This is a genomic window from Balneola sp. (assembly GCA_003712055.1).
Classification (GTDB): domain Bacteria; phylum Bacteroidota; class Rhodothermia; order Balneolales; family Balneolaceae; genus RHLJ01.
This window is the reverse complement of the sequence record RHLJ01000004.1, coordinates 222,804-240,586: the sequence shown is the minus strand read 5'-3', so window position 1 is coordinate 240,586 and position 17,783 is coordinate 222,804. Positions and strand designations below refer to the sequence as shown.

Below are 17,783 nucleotides of genomic sequence, written 5' to 3'. Positions count from 1 at the left end.
CTGCACAATTTTTACCAAGCATGACTTGAGTCTTGAAAATCCTTCGCAGGTATGCTCAGGATGACGGGCCGCGGAATGACCGAGGAAATTTCTTACTTCATGACCCTAAATAAAAAGCCCCCACGTTTACACGTGGGGGCTTTACAAAACTGGTGCCTATCCTCCGAAATCATCGAAAGCAACGTTCTCATCCGGAACTCCCCAGTCGTCGCACATTTTAAGTACGGCCTGGTTCATTAATGGAGGTCCGCAGAAGTAGAACTCAATATCTTCTGGTTCAGGATGGTTCACAAGATATTCATCAATCACCGCCTGGTGAACAAAACCAAGGAAGCCATCTCCTTCTTCATCGTTAATGTCTTTCTTCTCTACCCAATTATCTTCTTCAAGAGGCTCAGAAAGAACTACATAGAATTTAAAGTTATCAAACTTCTCTTCTAACTGATGGAAGTGATCTAGGTAGAACAACTCTCGCTTAGAACGACCACCATACCAGTAGCTCACTTTTCTTCCGGTCTCAAGAGTTTTGAAAAGGTGATATAAGTGAGAGCGCATAGGAGCCATTCCTGCACCACCACCGATATAAAGCATCTCACTTTCTGTATGGTCCTTGATGAAGAACTCACCATAAGGACCTGAAATAGTAACCGTATCCCCTGGTTTTCGGTCAAAGATGTACGAAGAAGCAATCCCTGGGTTCACGTCCATCCATGCGTTTTTAGCTCTATCCCACGGTGGAGTTGCGATACGCACGTTAAGCATAATTCTCCGACCTTCTGCTGGATAGCTAGCCATAGAATATGCACGTTCTACCAGGTCGTCATTTTTCATCTTTAATGGCCACAACCCAAATTTATCCCATTCAAGCTTAAATTTATCAGGATCTCCAGGATGCTCTTCCGGGTGCGCAGTAATGTCAATGTCTTTGTACTCCACTTCGCAAGGAGGGATTTCGATCTGGATATATCCACCAGCTTCATAATCCATATCCTCAGGAATCTCAACAATAAACTCTTTGATAAATGAGGCCACGTTATAGTTTGAAACTACTTTGGCTTCCCATTTCTTGATCCCAAATACTTCTTCAGGAATAGAGATATTCATGTCCTGCTTTACCTTTACCTGGCATCCAAGCCTCCAATCATCGGCTTGCTCCTTTCTTGTAAAGTGTGGGGTTTCAGTAGGAAGGATTTCTCCACCACCTTCATGCACCTGGCATAAACACTGAACACAGGTTCCACCTCCACCACATGCGGAAGGAAGGAAAATTTTATTATCTCCCAGGGTACTTAAGAGGGTTCCACCTGAAGACACTTCGATTTCTCTTTCACCATTGATAGTGATCTTCACAGGCCCTGATGGGGTGAGCACTGTTTTTGCTCCTAGAAGTAGGGAAACCAAAAGGATTACCACCGCAAAAAATACGATGACACTTGCTCCTACTATTAATAATGTTGATCCAAATACCATGTCAGTCTCTTCCTGATGATTATAGTTTTATTCCCATAAACGACATAAAGCCGATGCCCATTAAGCCAGTCACGATAAATGTAATACCGAGACCCTTTAGTGGAGCTGGAACATTTGAGTATTGAATTTTCTCACGGATGGCGGCAATAGCTACAATAGCCAGGAACCAACCAATTCCACTACCAAAGCCGAATACAGTAGCTTCAGTAATATTCGCATAGTTTCTTTCCTGCATGAAAAGGGATCCACCCAAGATTGCACAGTTAACAGCAATTAGAGGGAGAAAGATTCCAAGTGCACCATATAGAGCTGGTGAAAACTTCTCAACTAACATTTCTACTAATTGCACCATGGATGCTATTACTGCGATAAACAAAATGAAGGAGAGAAAACTTAAATCTACGTCCGCGAATCGTGGCCCAATCCATGCTAAAGCACCTTCCTGAAGTACAAAGTTTTGGAGGAGGTAGTTAGTAGGAACGGTTACAGTTAGTACGAAAATAACCGCTATTCCAAGACCCACTGCTGTAGATACTTTCTTTGATACCGCCAAATACGAACACATGCCTAAGAAGTAGGCAAATACCATATTATCTACAAAGATCGACTTAGCGAAAATGTTTACTAATTCTTGCATGGCTTAGTCCTCAATAAGTTTAGTATTGCGGGATCTCTGTACCCAAATTATGATACCTACGGTAATCAATGCCATTGGAGGGAGTAGCATAAAACCATTGTCACTGTAGAAACCGCCGTTAGCGAGGTACCAGCTTTCAGGAATAATTTGAAAACCCATTAGCTGGCCAGAGCCGAATAGCTCACGGAAGAATGCCACAACGATCAGAATGATACCATAACCCCAGGCATTTCCAATTCCATCCAGGAATGATCTCCATGGCGTGTTACCTAAGGCGAATGCTTCGAGCCTACCCATGATGATACAGTTGGTGATGATCAGCCCCACAAATACGGCAAGTTCTTTACTTACATCATACACAAAGGCTTTCAAAACCTGGTCAACTAATACTACCAGTGACGCCACTACTACCAACTGTACGATGATTCGAATACGATTCGGTACAAAATTTCTTAGCAAAGAGATAATAACGTTACCGGCAGCCATCACAAATATTACCGATAAGGTCATAACAATAGCTGGTTGCAGCTTCACGGTAATAGCCAACGCCGAACAAATCCCAAGTACCTGAACGGTGATTGGGTTGTCATCATTAAAGGGATCACTTAATAGTTTTCTATTCTTTTTACTGAATAGTGGTTCTTTAGGAACTTTATCAATCAGCTCCTCTTTTTGTACATCTTTTTCTAAAACTTCTGCCATGATGTTGTATTAGTTTTGGCTTTTGAAGGATTAAAGGTCTGCACTTGAAGTAGTGCCAGTGTTCAAATATTCTTTTAAGAACGGAATATATGCTTCCAAACAGTCTGCGATCATTAATTCCACACCGTCTGAAGTAATCGTTCCACCGCTAATTCCATCTACCTCATATGCAGTAGTAGAACCACCCTTGCGAACATCGATACCAAGAAGCTCGCCATTATCATCTAAGATCTTTTTCCCCGGGAATTGATCTGTAAATACAGCTGTATTGATTTCAGCACCTAAACCAGGCGTTTCTGCTTTGTGGTCAAACACAGCGCCATACACGGTATTCATATCTTCTTCCAAAGAAATATACCCCCAAATCGGGCCCCATAGCCCTGTTCCTTGTAGAGGTATTATGTAATAGGTTTTCCCTTCTTTCTGTGCAATATATAAAGGAGAATTACGCTCCGTATTCGGCTTCCGAACTTCCTTAAGCATATCAACGGAAAAGGCATCTACCCCATCAACTCGCTCAGAGGCACTTACTACAAAAGACTCCGTGATGTAATCGCCATAAATTTCGGCAGCATCTTCGCGCTTCACATCAATTTTGATTGAGCTGAGGATATTCTGCATTTTCTCTTGCTCAACATTTGTGTCCTGCATTGGCTTTAATGTAGTAGCTATGAACGATAGAGAAGCAGCTACTACCAATACCATTGCAACAGCAAAGAAGTAGGTATATCCATTACTATTTTGATCAATAGCCATATTTATGCACCTGCAGTTTTAAGAGCTAATCTTTTTTGACGTTTTTTGATATTCGCCTGAATCACATAGTGATCAATTAGTGGAGCCATAGTATTCATGAAAAGGATCGCTAACATAATTCCTTCCGGGTAGGCCGGGTTGAATACACGGATCATGATTGCAAAGAGTCCGATAAAGAATCCATAGTAATATTTGCCTTTCTCTGTTTGAGAACCTGAAACAGGATCAGTGGCCATAAACACCACACCAAATGCAAAACCACCATATAGCATTTGCTGCCAGAATGGTACAGCCATGAATGCTTGTTGCTCCGGAGAGATGGCAAACTGAGCGAAGATATTAAAAATCAGTCCCATTACGGCACCACCTATTATAGCGCTGAGCATGATTCTCCAGCTTCCAATTCCTGTGAAAATCAGCAGACCTGCACCCATTAGTACAAGTAAGGTAGATGTCTCACCAATTGAGCCAGGAATAATTCCTAAAAACGCATCCAGCGCTGAATACTGAGTAGTTCCGGTTGTGGCTAAATCACCAAGAGCAGTAGCTCCTGAAAAACCATCAACCACAGCTTGTCCTTCTTGCACTGAAGTATTAATCCAAACTTTGTCTCCGGACATATAGGTTGGGTAGGCGAAGAAGGCAAATGCCCGTGCAAGAAGCGCCGGGTTAAAGATGTTCATTCCCGTTCCGCCGAATACTTCCTTTCCAATAACAACGGCAAAGGCTACGGATAGTGCAACCATCCAAAGTGGAATATCTACCGGCATGATTAAAGGGATTAACATTCCACTAACCAGATATCCTTCTTCAATCTGATGACCCTTTATCACACAGAACAGGAATTCCAATCCAAGACCAACACCGTAAGAAACAACCACCATTGGTAGTACTTTGATAGCTCCAAAAATGAATTGCTCCATAAAAGTAGCATCAACTCCCAGAGCGATATAGTGGTGGTATCCCACATTCCACATTCCGAATAGCAAACATGGAACTAATGCCATGATTACTGTATTCATGGTTCGTTTTAGATCGATACCATCTCGAATATGAGCGCCACTCTCGGCAGTGTGACCAGGCACAAACAGGAACGTTTCGAACCCATCGAATACTGGCCAAAGCTTGTGGTATTTACCGCCTTCCTCGAAATGCGGCTTAACTTTTTGCTCTAATAAATTGTGTAGTGCTTTCATCTATATGTTTATTAGCCCATTTCTTCTTTCATGAGATCGAGACCTTTTCTTACGGTCTCTTGCACGGGAATTTTGGAGGTACATACTACTTCACAAAGCGCAAAGTCTTCTTCTACCACTTCATAAATCCCTAAATTCTCCATCAATTCTACGTCACCAGTCATCATGGCTTTCAGTAATTGAACCGGGAAAATATCGAATGGAAACACCTCTTCGTATTGACCCGATACAACAAATGCTCTCTTCTCACCATGGGTATTTGTATCAAGATTATAAGAAACCTTTTGTCCGGTAACTTTTTCTGCCTGGCGCATAAAAAATGATGGGAGCGCCCTTGAAATACTGAATTTATCCGGCTTTGGAATCAACCATCCAAACAGTTCCGGGTCTGTTCCCTCTCTAAGAACCGTAACCTGCCGATCATAACAACCGAGATATCCTTCTTCTGTAACTTTTGTACCCGTTAACACATTTCCGGAAATAATTCGGTTAAGCCCTCCGGAAACATTGCCATTTAGAAATGGCTTTAGTGCTGCACCCAAAATAGTTGAGTGGTACTTACGGTCTTGTACTTCAGAACCAGTAAGAGCAATGTTGATTCTGGCATCAAATTTACCTTCAAGGAAAAGACGGCCTATAATGACAACATGCTCAGGGTTAATCGTCCAAACAGTTTCTCCTTTGTTAATTGGGTCTAACTGCGCGATATGAACTCCAACAAGTCCTGCTGGGTGCGGTCCATCATACTTGGTGATCTTTACCCCTTTCACTTGTGCCAGAGTTCTTCCTACTTGCTTGGTAGCATTTAATCCAAGGTGAACCTGACCGGAAGTAAGTTTTGAGATAGCATCTATCCCCGCTTGGAATGCTTTTTCATTTCCTTCGAGAATCAAACCAAGGTTTGGAGCAAGTGGCGCTGAATCAAAGCCTGAAATAAAAATGGCTTTTGGAGTTTTAGCTGGATCCGCAATGATATTGTATGGTCTTTCTTTGAAGAAAGGCCAACATCCTGAAGCGGCCATTTTTTCGATAATGGCTTCTCTTTCCAGCTCGATAGGGTCGGCACTTCCAAAATCTTCGTAGCTAGTTTCTTTATCGGCCAGGACCCGAACTTCTAAAATTCTTCTTTTTGCCCCACGAACAACCTGAGCTACTTCACCACTCACCGGAGAGCAGAATTTTACTTGTTCTTTATCCTTATCAAAAAGTAAAGGAGTACCCGCTTTTACTTCATCGCCTTCTTTAACGGCTAATTTAAATCGAACTCCATGGAAATCGGTAGGCTTTACAGCAGCGGTCTCGATTGGAAGAGCAGGTGCAAATACTTCTTCAGCTTCACCCACAAGGTTAATATCAACCCCGCGCTTAATCTTAATTACGTCTGACATCAGATATTCAGATAACGATTATTTATATGTTTATTTCGAACTAGTGCCCCAACAATCCTTGAAAACAAATAATTCGAAGGCGAAGAAGATACTAATTTTTTAAGGTGATTTGGTAGCTATTTGCGTTAAAACCTTTTCAAAAGCGTTGAAGAAATTGAAGAAGCGCTTTTCCTCAAAAAAGGAAGAATTTATAACCTGCTATCCGCGAGAAATTTAGGAGTTGACTAGCTAGAGAATCAGCATTCCATCCCCGAAAGAATAGAAACGATATTTTTCTGAAATAGCATGTTCATAGAGCCTGTGCATCTCTTCAAAACCCATAAAAGCCGATACCAACATGAGCAGGGTACTCTTTGGTAAGTGGAAATTTGTAATTAAAGAATCCACGGCTTTGAAGGAATACCCAGGAGTTATGAATATATCGGTATCCCCGCTGCTTGGCTCAAACACTCTCCCTTCTTTTGCAACCGACTCTAATACTCTTACCGAAGTCGTTCCAACTGCGGTTCTGTGGGTAGCTTGTTGTAGCTCATCTGCCGTAGCTTTGTCAAGTTGATACCATTCGCTATGCATGATGTACTCATCCAGTTTTTCGGATTTAACCGGAGCAAATGTTCCAAGTCCTACATGAAGAGTTACTTCTGACTTGCCTATTCCCTGATCCTTTAGCTTTTGAAGAAGCTCATCCGTAAAGTGCAAACCTGCGGTAGGCGCTGCTTTGCTCCCCAAATCTTTGGCATAAACCGTCTGATATTCCCCAGCCAATGACTCATCTTGCTTGATATAAGGAGGGAAAGGAGTGTATTTGAACGGCTCCAGTTCAGGGGCATCCAAATCATGGGACAGGATGAGCGTTCGTAATCCATCTTCAGCAACATGGGTGACTTTGCTAGTAATTCCTTCTGCCAATTCGATCTCTTTCCCCACCCTAAACTTCTTGCCAGGCCTAACCAGGGCTTCTATGGTATTGTTGTTTCGAACAGAGGTAACAAATAGCTCTTTCTTACCCTCATCAAACATCAGTCGGCATTTTTCAACCTTACTGTTGTTTACAACCAATCGGGTTTGGGGATGGAGGTAGTTGCCCAGACTGTAGAAATAGTCATCAGAAATTTCCCCGGTTGCACGATTATAGACCAACAATCGTGCATGATCTCTTGGAGAAGCCGGAGATTGAGCTATGAGTTCTTCCGGGAGATGATAATCGAAATCGGAGAGGGTGTAGGTCATCCTCGAAGATACTAAGCTTTGATAAGTATCTTTTTTACTTGGGTGATTACGCCATCAACATCAATTCCAACCTCAGTGTGGAGTTCTTCCTGGGTACCATGCTCGATAATTCGGTCTGGTAATCCCATGATGTTTAGCGTAGGCCTCTCTTCTTTTTGAGCAATGTACTCTGCAACAGCACTTCCGAATCCCCCTAGTCGGGCTCCATCTTCAAGCGTAATGATGTGATCGTATTTCATACAGATTTCATCCAGCAGCTCTTCATCAATAGGCTTGGCAAAGCGCATATCATAGTGTCCGATTTCTATTCCTTCTTCCAGAAGTTGGTCAACGGCTTGTGTAACATACTTTCCAATCGGACCAAAACTTAGCAAGGCTAATCCCTCACCTTCTCTCAAACAAACTCCTTTTCCGATCTCAATAGAACTAAAGCCTTCCCGAACTTCCATACCAGTGGCTGCGCCTCTTGGATACCTGATCGCCCATGCAGCTTCATCATATTCTGAGGCTGTGAACATCATATCCCGCAAATCCTGCTCATTAAGAGGAGAAGAAATAATCAGGTTAGGAATGGAACGCATATAGGCCACATCATACGCACCATGATGGGTTGGCCCATCAGCACCTACAACCCCGGCACGATCAATACAAAAAACAACGGGTAGTTTTTGGATGGCCACGTCATGCACCAGCTGATCGAAACCACGTTGCAGGAAGGTTGAATAAATGGCGCAAAATGCTTTTTTCCCTTCCGTAGCTAATCCTGCAGCAAAGGTAACCGCATGTTGTTCCGCAATACCTACATCAAATGCTCTATCAGGAAAACGATTCATCATTGGCCACAAGCTTGATCCACTTGGCATGGCTGGGGTCATGCTTACAATGCGTTCGTCCTTTTCTGCTAATTCAACCAACGCATCACCAAACACATCTTGGTATTTAGGAGCTGATTTTTTGGTGGACTTCGGTTTGAGGGAGTCTCCAGTGATCTTATCAAACGGGCTACTTTGAGCATGCCATTTTGTTTGCTCACGTTCAGCAGGAGCAAAACCTTTTCCTTTTACCGTAACAATGTGAAGAAGCTTTGGTCCTTTAATTTCTTTTAGATCTTCCAGCGTCTTTCTAAGCAGGTTCACATCATGCCCATCTATCGGTCCATAGTATTTGAAGCCTAGTGAGCGAAATAAGGAACCCGGAGTCAATGCTGCCATCATAGCGGATTCCAAACGAGAAGCCACTTTTCTCATTTTTGTCCCAGCTGACTTGAAATGTCCCAAGAGATCATACACTTCATCACGAAGTTTATTGAAAGTACGGCTGGTGGTTACTTCTGCTAAATATTCTTTTAGAGCGCCTACATTTGGGTCAATAGACATGCGATTATCATTCAACACGACCAACACATCGCTTTCCAGACCTCCCGCATTATTCAATGCTTCAAAAGCCTGGCCACCGGTCATAGCCCCATCACCAATAATTGCCACTGCTTTATGATCTTTCCCATCGAGACTATGTGCCACTGCCATACCCAGTGCAGCAGATATTGATGTTGATGAATGCCCTACTCCAAATGCGTCATATTCGCTTTCTGAACGCTTTGGGAAACCGGAAACTCCTTTGTATTTCCGATTTGTATGAAAATTATCGCGTCTCCCGGTAAGAATTTTATGGCCATAAGCCTGATGGCCAACATCCCATACAATTTTGTCTTCCGGGGCATTGTACACATAATGAAGCGCAGTAGTCAGTTCTACTACTCCTAAACTAGCACCAAAGTGCCCTCCGTATACAGAAACTATGTCAATAATAAACTCTCTGAGTTCGTCGCAAACATCCCGAAGCTGCTCTGGAGCCAACTTCTTTAGATCAGCAGGCGAATCAATTTCTGCTAAAAGAGGACCTGGAACCGGAAGCTTATTTTGTATGGACATGGTACTTACCGAAAATCTTTATTTAGTATCGTTCACTTCTTCTATACGAAGTTCAGCCTGTTGAAGGATTTCGGTACAAAATTTTGAAAGCTGAATCCCTTCTTCATAGAGTTTAACTGATTCTTCAAGTGTAACTTCGTCTTTTTCCAATTGCTGAACTATTGTTTCCAATTTTTCTAAAGCTTCTTCAAAGCTTGGTCGTTCCTTTTCTTCCATTAGAATCGTTGATGGTATAAGCGCCCCGATTACAAATTTGTTCCTGAAAATATCGTTTTTTAATGAGAACTCCATTTCACAAAAAAAGGCGGTGGATGTCATCCACCGCCTTTTGGCTTTGTAACTAACTAATCTTGGAGTTTAAAAGTCTTTTAGAAATAGCTTAATCTAACTGATCCGCCTGAGGTTTTTGCAGAAAGCTTGGTTCCTCCACCATTCAAGGTTCCTTCCATGTCATTTTTATCTAGCTCGCCTTTAAAGTTTGCTAAGTCGGCACGAACCCTATTTCCACCAAGGTCTACATCAAAACCATTATCCTTTGGGACCTTGATACTAATACTTCCACCCGAAGTTCGAAGCTCGATGAAATCGTCAGGATCAACTATTTCAGCATCAATCGAACCACCGCTGGTTTTTGCTTCTACATTTCCAGCAATATTATAAAGGGTGATGCTACCGCCACTGGTTCTGGCATTAATTCCACCAGTTACATCAGAGGCACGGATTCTGCCACCACTAGTATTGGCATCAACACTTCCTTCTACTTCTTCAATAGTTATACTTCCGCCAGAAGTCTTGAGATTGATATCTCCGTTAATTCTTTCAGCTGTCATACTTCCACCACTGGTTCTTGCTAATTGATCACCTTGCAAGTCACTCATAGTAATACTTCCACCTGAAGTTCTTAAATCCGTTTTAGATCGTTCCGGAGCGTATACCTTGAAGGAAATACTCAGATTGTCTCCTCTCCAGTTCCCCCAATTTTTATTTTCTCTTTCCGCGATGGCATATACTGTATTCCCTTCCTTCTCGATAGTAATCTCCCAATCATCCAGGTCTGCTTCTGATGGGGAAAGATAGTCCCCTCTTCGCTTTACATACATTTCAACTTGTACCTGATCAGAATCTGTTCCGATCACCTCTATACTTCCACCTGATGTTTTTACCTCAATATTCGAATTGTCTCGAACTGAAAATTCTTGAGTCATATAGGCTCGTTGTGCAGCACTTTCTTCAACTGCAAAAAAAATCGACAAGGTGAGGATACCTGTCGTTAACAATGGTTTTAATAAATTTGATGTAACCTTCATGGCAATGTTAGTTTGATTAACGGAAAGCCCTTACGCCGACTTTCTCGCTTAGTTTCAGATATTTCTAAGACGCGAATTTTTTTCGAACGTTACCGGGTATTTTCCTTTTAGGTACACAATTCAGTATTCCTTATTTTTTTAAGAATGAAAACTAATTGCACATGAAACTACCTTTTATCCTTGCAAAGCGATTTGTTGCAGGAGAAGATTTTACTGAATCCATACCCAAGGCCAAGTACCTGAATGCCCGGGACCTCAAACTCACATTGGATTTATTAGGCGAAAATGTAACCGACAGAAAAGAAGCAGACGATACTGTAGAAGCCTACATTCAGCTTCTTCAAGGTATAAAAGAACATGACCTTGTAAGCAGTATTTCTATCAAGCTGACCATGATGGGCTTGGATATTGATCACAATTACTGTCGGGACAATCTGTTTAAATTGCTGGATGTTGCGAAAGAACAAGATCAGTTTGTTCGCATTGACATGGAAGGAAGTGACTACACTCAGATCACTATCGATATTTTTAAGGATGCCCACGAAAAGTATGGAAAACATGTTGGTACTGTAATTCAATCCATGCTTTTCAGAAGTATCGACGATATCAAAGACCTTGCTGAAATGGGAGCTGATATTCGATTGGTAAAAGGAGCATATAAAGAACCGGATTCTATTGCATATCAAGATATGCCAGCAATTAGAAAGGCTTATAAAGAATGCGCCAAAATTCTATTAGAAAAGACCCCTTTTCCTCGTTTTGGAACTCATGATGATGAGCTCATAAACTGGGTAAGAGACTATACAGCTGAAGAAAACATTCCTAAAGATCGATTCGAGTTTCAAATGCTTTACGGTCTTAGAGAACAAACAATGGTTGATTTCACTAAGCTGGGCTATCGCTCAAGAGTGTATGTTCCTTATGGCACTGACTGGTTCCCATATTTCAGTAGAAGGCTCATGGAACGCAAAGAAAATGTGTTCTTTGTAGTGAGTGCAATGTTCAAGAAATAGCCTGGATTTTTTTGCGGACATATCAAATCATGTCTATCTGATCGGAGTAATGTTCATTATAGCGAGAGTTATGCACTTTATATTCCCCTATAAATATGAACAGATTATGCCTGACTACATTCCCAATCATAAAGCGATGGTATTTTGGAGTGGGATATTTGAGATTGCAGGAGGCATTGGAATAATGATTCCATTATTGAAGACAATCTCCGGTTATGGGCTCATCATACTTTTAGTAGCCGTTTTTCCGGTACATATTGATATGTTTAGAAAGGCTATGGCAAAAAAGCCTGTTTCTTTATTTTCTCTGTTCACCCTCGTTCGCATTCCCATTCAGTTTTGGTTAATGTATTGGGTCTATGCTTCAATAACCCTTTAGTATTGTTGAAAAAAGCAGCCAGCTATCTACTACCTGTAATTATTGGATGTATATTCATCCCCATACCTTTGGTGGGCGATTTTCACTTCGAGTCTGCAATGATAGCAGCAATTACCGGAGCTTTCTGGGCTGGAATTACCACCTCACGTACTAGCTTAAAAAAGGATTCTGAGGTTATTATAAAGATAACTATGAGAGTCGCTTTATTTGGGCTTCCATTATTAGTCTTCTCTCTGATTACCTCATGTCTTTCTGCTAACGGTGCCTTATTCTGGATACTCATTCCTTTTCCAGCCATTCTTTTTGGCGCTGCCATAGGGAGGTTTTTTAGAAAACTGGTAGCTCCCTTTCCTGCTGTTCTTACCGTACTCACATTACTATTTATATCACTTGGGGTACTTTTAATCGAATTTCTGACATTACCCCAGGTATACTATTTCAATCATATTTGGGGACATTGGCCTGGCCCTATTTATGATGAAACTGTTCAGGTTTCTTCCAGCCTTTTTTATTTCCGGGGAATTACTCTGCTTTGGGTGTTACTACTCTGGGCCTTGACCGATTGGAAAAAATCTGCTCTTCCCAAAGTGCTCTCGGGAATTTCTATAGTCGGACTTTGCGTTGGATATATTTTTCTTTCAGAATTTGGAATCGTCTCTCCAAGAAGCGATCTGCAGCAAAAACTCTCCTATCATTATCAAACTGAGCATTTCCACTTATTTGCAGATGAGGAGCACTTTTCTGACGAAGACCTAGAATTTTGGGCTTTGAAGCACGAATTCTACTTCGATCAGATTGTTGATCAATTAGACGTTGACTGGCCTGAAGGTCGAATGATTGAAAGTTATTTATATGCTAATGCCTGGCAAAAGAAAGAACTGGTAGGAGCAAAATTTACAAGCTATGTACCCATCTGGCTTGAACAAGATCAACTTCACATTGCTGAAGAGCATCTTGAATATGTTTTATTACATGAACTAGTACATGTAATTTCAAAACAATTTGGAAACGACTTTTTCAATGGAAGCTGGAGTATTGGACTCATTGAAGGGCTAGCTGAAGCAATTGCGAAGGATGCTTCATCAGAATCTACCCTTGATCAGATTATGGCAGCAAAAGATCGTTACCCCACCGCTGAGGAAATGGAATCTGCACTGTCATTGCTTGGGTTTTATGCCGATGCCGGAGCTATTAGTTATACAACCAGTGGTTCTTTTGTTAAATATTTACTTGAGAATTACCCGGTTTCTAATTTTAAGCAGGCCTATAAAACCACAGATATTGAATCGGCTTATAATACATCATTTGATAATTTGGTAGAAGGATGGCATGCTTCCTTACCGGACCTGGAAATCGATTCTGTGGACCAGCGTGCTTCAAATCGGATATTTAGTCAGCAATCCATTTTTCAGAGGCCCTGCCCGCACTCGCTCACCGAAACTCAGAAGCTATGGGATGATTTACAATACTATAGAATTACCAATCAGAAAGAACTGGAAGAAATTACCCTGCGTGTTCTTTTTGAGCTCAATCCCGAGAACCTGATAATCAAACGAGAATGGGCTAGAAATAAGTTAGAATCGTTAGATGCCGAGCAAGTTGAATTATCTATCGCTGTGGATGATCCTGATCCTGTCTTACAGATATTTAAAGCAGATGCTTTTGCTCTTCTACAAAAATGGGATCAAGCTTTTGCCCAATTAGAAATAACAAGAGGAGTATTGCCCGAATCCATCCCAAGAACCTTCACATACTCTTTTGAAACGCGCAGCGATACTCTGCTGTGGAAATCATTTACTAATGCGCGGTATAAGAATATTTATCCGTCTCCGGATGAAGCAGAAACTTATAATTCAACCAATACCCTTATCCTGAACGAGCTCTTAATCGAAGAACGTTTTGATGAAATAATTTCAAGTTATGCCGCGGTATTAATCAACCAAGAAATACGTGAAGATTGGTTTGATATATATATCCAATTGATTGATCAACTTATTTACATGAGTGAATTTGAGCTCGCATCTCAATGGATTGAAAAAGTAAACGAGCTTGAGCTTCGCCCGCGATATAAGGAGCGACTAGATGAACAACAATACTGGTTTGATTTTATGATTGTCCGCCAATAGTTTACACCATATCCATTACTTAGAATAATTTCAACGATACTACCATGAAAGCACTTTTATTGTTAATAGCTCTTTTATTTATAGCGCTACCCTCATTTGCTCAGGATTCCACTTCCACCCAAAAACCTGAAACTTTTGATTATGAATGGGCTGGTGAGAAGTACACAATGCAAAAGTACTTCATTGTTTTTCTGAAGAGCGGACCTAACCGCAGCCAAAGTGAAGAAGAAGCTTCTGAATTACAAAATGCTCACCTTGCTTACTTAGGAGGACTATACGAGCAAGGTATCATCAACTTGAATGGCCCAACCGGTGGCGAAGGCGATATAAGAGGCTTTTCGGTATATAACGTTGCCACTATAGAGAAGGCTCTGGAGTATGCTAAAGCCGATCCTATGGTAAAAGCCGGGCGGCTTGTTGTAGAAGCTCACCCCTGGTGGTTAGCCCAAGGATCAGGAGTAAAGTAATTCTTGGTTATAATTAAATAAGTAGATAGGTTTGCCACCCATCATATCCAATGTATTTTGATGTCTAAACCAGCATTTATCCCCTTAGATTCTTACACAGAATATCCTGCCGAGGAAATGAAGCAAAGAGCTACTGAGTTTTATGAACTACTCAGAAAGCGTCGTACTATACGAGAATTTTCTGACCAACCTGTAGAAAGAGAGGTTATTGAAAAGTGTCTGCTAGCGGCCGGAACCGCTCCTAATGGAGCTAATAAGCAACCATGGCATTTCGCCGTAATCTCCGACCCGGAGATAAAAAAGCAAATCAAAGAAGCTGCAGAAGAAGAAGAACGAGAATTTTACCATCGAAGAGCACCGCAAGACTGGCTGGACGATCTTTATCCTTTTGGTACTGATGAACACAAACCCTTTCTTGAAACTGCTCCCTATTTGATTGGTATTTTCGCACAAAGCTATCACTTGAATGAAGATGGTGAACGAAGTAAACATTATTATGTGAAGGAGTCCGTAGGTATTGCAACGGGGATGCTTATAACGGCACTTCATCATGCCGGCTTAGCTACTCTCACTCACACACCTAGCCCTATGGGCTTTTTAAATGAGATTATGAAACGACCGTCCCATGAAAAACCATTTCTTCTTTTAGTTGTTGGTTATCCAAAAGATGGTGTTCAAGTACCAGATATTACTAAAAAGTCGTTAAGTGAAATTTCTTCTTTCTTATAGTTATTACTTCACTTAAATTTCATCCATTAAAAAATTTTTTCATTAGCAGATCATAATGATAGTTTATAATTTTGTTTTATAAGTTTTACTGACATAGATAATCCTAAAACCTGTTAGGGTAGATATAAGTTTTAGGAAATTTTTTGCGGGTATTAGTTTAGCATCTCATCATTCTGAGTAGATCAAAGCAATGCCCTGACCTCATAAAAGTTTATAACTGAATAGAGAAAAAGGCCCTGCTTTGATCGGCAGGGCTTTTTTTATTTCTGTAGTTTTGGAACATGAGCGAAGCCCCTAAAAAGCCCAACGCATTTAAACGAGCCGTTATAGAATGGAGCATTATTCTTGGTGTTTTTGGTGTTCTGTATTTCACCGGATATCACACCGAGGTAATTGGAGGTTTGCAAAGAGTTCTTCTTTCTACCGGAATTCTCCAGCCTAAAACATCTATTGATGAAACGGAGATTCGAGCTGCTCAATTTAATATGCCCCTTATTGATCTTGATGGAAATCAAACCTCTCTCAGGGATTATCAAGGCAAAACCATCTTCTTAAACTTCTGGGCTACCTGGTGCCCTCCTTGTATTGCTGAAATGCCCAATATCCAAAAGCTTTATGAACAGCTGCAGGATAACTCTGATATCGTATTCGTAATGCTTTCTCTCGATGAAGATCCCGAAAAAGCGCGAGCGTATATGGAAAGAAAGGAATTTACAATGCCCGTTTACTTCCTTATCGGGCGAAAACCGGGCACCTACGATAGCTCTGTAGTACCTACAACCTATGTCATTTCTCCCGAAGGTAATATTGTGATGGAAAAAAAGGGAATGGCCAAGTATAACACTGAAGCTTTCCGTAGCTTCCTCACCTCATTTTAAGAAAGGCTTATGGAAAAAGTAATTGCTGGTATTCAACAGATTGGTATAGGTAATACAGATGTAGAAAAAACCACCGAGTGGTACCGAAAATATTTTGGTATGGATATCAAAGTATTTGATGACGCTGCCACGGCTAATCTCATGCTCCCATATACGGGTGGAAAACCTCATGATCGCCGAGCTATACTCACGTTAAGTATGCGTGGTGGTGGCGGTTTTGAAATCTGGCAATATACCAGTAGAACTCCCCAACCTTGCAGCTTCGATATTATGATCGGCGACCTGGGCATCAACGCAGCCAAGATCAAATCTATTAATGTAGAAGAGACTTACGAGCAATTTAATATGGCTGGTCTTAAAGTGATCACATCTTTAAAAGAAAACCCTGCAGGTGATTTACATTTTTATGTAGAAGACCTTCATGGGAATATTTTCGAAGTGGTAAAAGGGCTTGGCTGGTTTAAAAAAAGAGAACAAAAAACTACGGGTGGAGTTTCAGGAGCATTGATCGGTTCGACTGATATCGAGAAGTCTCGAACCCTATACTCAGATATTCTTGGTTATGATGAAGTAGTTTATGATGAGTCCGAGAAATTCGAAGATCTTCAAGGCCTTCCGGGCGGAGATCAAACATACCGCCGGATTCTTTTACGACATAGCTCTCCAAGACAAGGGGGTTTTAGCAAACTATTTGGCCCCACCGAAATTGAACTTATCCAGTCTTTGGATGAGAAAAGAACTCCCAGCCTGATTTTTGAAGACCGTTATTGGGGAGATCTTGGGTTTATTCACCTTTGCTTTGATGTACAAGGCATGGACGCACTAAAAGAAGAGTGTGAACAAGCTGGTTTTCCCTTTACCGTAGACAGCGCCGATAGTTTTGATATGGGAGAAGCGGCAGGACGCTTTACTTACATCGAAGACCCTGACGGAACACTCATAGAGTTTGTGGAAACTCATAAAGTACCTATCGCTAAAAAATTAGGCCTCTTTGTTGATATGACCAAAAGAGACCCAAAGAAAGATTTACCTAAGTGGATGCTAAGCGCATTAAGCCTTAGCCGAATGAAGGATTAGCAGCTATACGGACTTTTTAATACGGTTCTTACCCATCTGTTTTTGGAACTTCCAGTGGTTCGCTTCCTTGTAACACATCTTTTTCTTCGGGATCTAACGGAGCAATAAAATGCTTGTTGGTATGGTCCTCAAAGCCAAGTTGGTACGTCATTCCCTCCTTAAACATTTGAATCCTTCCGTTTAGCTTCTCATTCTGCAGAATCAGGTTAGATTGCCCTGTTTCTCCATCATTTACATTCGCTGCGATACTTATAACCCCAGGCATGGTTTCTTCAATTCTATTTATTTGAAGAGTGTATTCCGTACCATCGCTAAGAGTAATTAAAAAACTATCCCCTTGATTTGACTTGGAAAGCGCCTGGATATCTACTTCAACAAATAAACTGGCCTTATTTACTTCATCACTTTCAATAAATTCTTTTATTGGTTCTTCCTGGGTTTCTGGTTGTTCCTTTTGAGAACAACCCATTCCCATCATTAGAAGAAGACTCAAACAA

18 protein-coding genes are annotated in these 17,783 nt (G+C 41.3%); 7 read left to right on the top strand and 11 right to left on the bottom strand.

The window, feature by feature from the left end:
* Positions 1-156 precede the first annotated feature (156 nt).
* The 10 genes from ED557_10860 to ED557_10815 form a co-directional block, all read right to left on the bottom strand.
* The gene (locus tag ED557_10860) at positions 157-1,470 is read right to left on the bottom strand and encodes an NADH:ubiquinone reductase (Na(+)-transporting) subunit F (GenBank protein RNC83199.1); all 1,314 of its coding nucleotides are present in this window, start codon (positions 1,468-1,470) and stop codon (positions 157-159) included.
* Positions 1,471-1,489: 19 nt separating this feature from the next.
* Positions 1,490-2,107, bottom strand: a complete 618-nt coding sequence (nqrE, locus tag ED557_10855; protein RNC83198.1) for an NADH:ubiquinone reductase (Na(+)-transporting) subunit E — start codon at positions 2,105-2,107, stop codon at positions 1,490-1,492.
* A gap of 3 nt (positions 2,108-2,110) precedes the next feature.
* Positions 2,111-2,809, bottom strand: coding sequence for an NADH:ubiquinone reductase (Na(+)-transporting) subunit D (locus ED557_10850; GenBank protein ID RNC83197.1), 699 nt, complete (start codon positions 2,807-2,809; stop codon positions 2,111-2,113).
* 30 nt (positions 2,810-2,839) lie between these two features.
* Complete coding sequence (gene nqrC / locus ED557_10845) at positions 2,840-3,559, bottom strand: NADH:ubiquinone reductase (Na(+)-transporting) subunit C (GenBank protein ID RNC83418.1); 720 nt, start codon at positions 3,557-3,559, stop codon at positions 2,840-2,842.
* Positions 3,560-3,567: 8 nt separating this feature from the next.
* Positions 3,568-4,761, bottom strand: a complete 1,194-nt coding sequence (locus ED557_10840) for an NADH:ubiquinone reductase (Na(+)-transporting) subunit B (GenBank protein ID RNC83196.1) — start codon at positions 4,759-4,761, stop codon at positions 3,568-3,570.
* A gap of 11 nt (positions 4,762-4,772) precedes the next feature.
* A complete protein-coding gene (locus tag ED557_10835) occupies positions 4,773-6,149 on the bottom strand; it encodes a Na(+)-translocating NADH-quinone reductase subunit A (GenBank protein RNC83195.1) in 1,377 nt (458 codons plus the stop codon).
* A gap of 228 nt (positions 6,150-6,377) precedes the next feature.
* Positions 6,378-7,379, bottom strand: a complete 1,002-nt coding sequence (gene queA / locus ED557_10830) for a tRNA preQ1(34) S-adenosylmethionine ribosyltransferase-isomerase QueA (protein RNC83194.1) — start codon at positions 7,377-7,379, stop codon at positions 6,378-6,380.
* Between the two features lie 11 nt (positions 7,380-7,390).
* The gene (locus tag ED557_10825) at positions 7,391-9,304 is read right to left on the bottom strand and encodes a 1-deoxy-D-xylulose-5-phosphate synthase (GenBank protein RNC83417.1); all 1,914 of its coding nucleotides are present in this window, start codon (positions 9,302-9,304) and stop codon (positions 7,391-7,393) included.
* A 24-nt stretch (positions 9,305-9,328) separates the two neighbouring features.
* Entirely contained in the window at positions 9,329-9,526 is a 198-nt protein-coding gene (xseB, locus tag ED557_10820) for an exodeoxyribonuclease VII small subunit (protein ID RNC83416.1), read from the bottom strand.
* A 152-nt stretch (positions 9,527-9,678) separates the two neighbouring features.
* On the bottom strand, positions 9,679-10,617 hold the full coding sequence (locus tag ED557_10815) for a hypothetical protein (protein RNC83193.1): 939 nt from the start codon (positions 10,615-10,617) through the stop codon (positions 9,679-9,681).
* A gap of 161 nt (positions 10,618-10,778) precedes the next feature.
* On the opposite strand from ED557_10815, the gene ED557_10810 reads away from it, so the two are divergent.
* The 7 genes from ED557_10810 to ED557_10780 all read left to right on the top strand — a co-directional run bounded on the left by ED557_10810 (position 10,779) and on the right by ED557_10780 (position 17,286).
* A complete protein-coding gene (locus ED557_10810; GenBank protein RNC83192.1) occupies positions 10,779-11,630 on the top strand; it encodes a proline dehydrogenase in 852 nt (283 codons plus the stop codon).
* Between the two features lie 49 nt (positions 11,631-11,679).
* Entirely contained in the window at positions 11,680-12,009 is a 330-nt protein-coding gene (locus ED557_10805; protein RNC83191.1) for a hypothetical protein, read from the top strand.
* Between the two features lie 2 nt (positions 12,010-12,011).
* A complete protein-coding gene (locus ED557_10800) occupies positions 12,012-14,135 on the top strand; it encodes a hypothetical protein (protein RNC83190.1) in 2,124 nt (707 codons plus the stop codon).
* A 44-nt stretch (positions 14,136-14,179) separates the two neighbouring features.
* Complete coding sequence (locus ED557_10795) at positions 14,180-14,602, top strand: hypothetical protein (protein RNC83189.1); 423 nt, start codon at positions 14,180-14,182, stop codon at positions 14,600-14,602.
* A 60-nt stretch (positions 14,603-14,662) separates the two neighbouring features.
* Complete coding sequence (locus ED557_10790; GenBank protein ID RNC83188.1) at positions 14,663-15,331, top strand: nitroreductase family protein; 669 nt, start codon at positions 14,663-14,665, stop codon at positions 15,329-15,331.
* 281 nt (positions 15,332-15,612) lie between these two features.
* Positions 15,613-16,209, top strand: coding sequence for a TlpA family protein disulfide reductase (locus tag ED557_10785; GenBank protein RNC83187.1), 597 nt, complete (start codon positions 15,613-15,615; stop codon positions 16,207-16,209).
* Between the two features lie 9 nt (positions 16,210-16,218).
* Positions 16,219-17,286 carry a VOC family protein gene (locus ED557_10780; GenBank protein RNC83186.1) on the top strand — a complete coding sequence of 356 codons (1,068 nt, stop codon included), beginning with the start codon at positions 16,219-16,221 and terminating at the stop codon, positions 17,284-17,286.
* A 28-nt stretch (positions 17,287-17,314) separates the two neighbouring features.
* Here ED557_10780 and ED557_10775 read toward each other — a convergent pair whose 3' ends face one another.
* Entirely contained in the window at positions 17,315-17,761 is a 447-nt protein-coding gene (locus tag ED557_10775; protein RNC83185.1) for a hypothetical protein, read from the bottom strand.
* Positions 17,762-17,783: the final 22 nt, after the last annotated feature.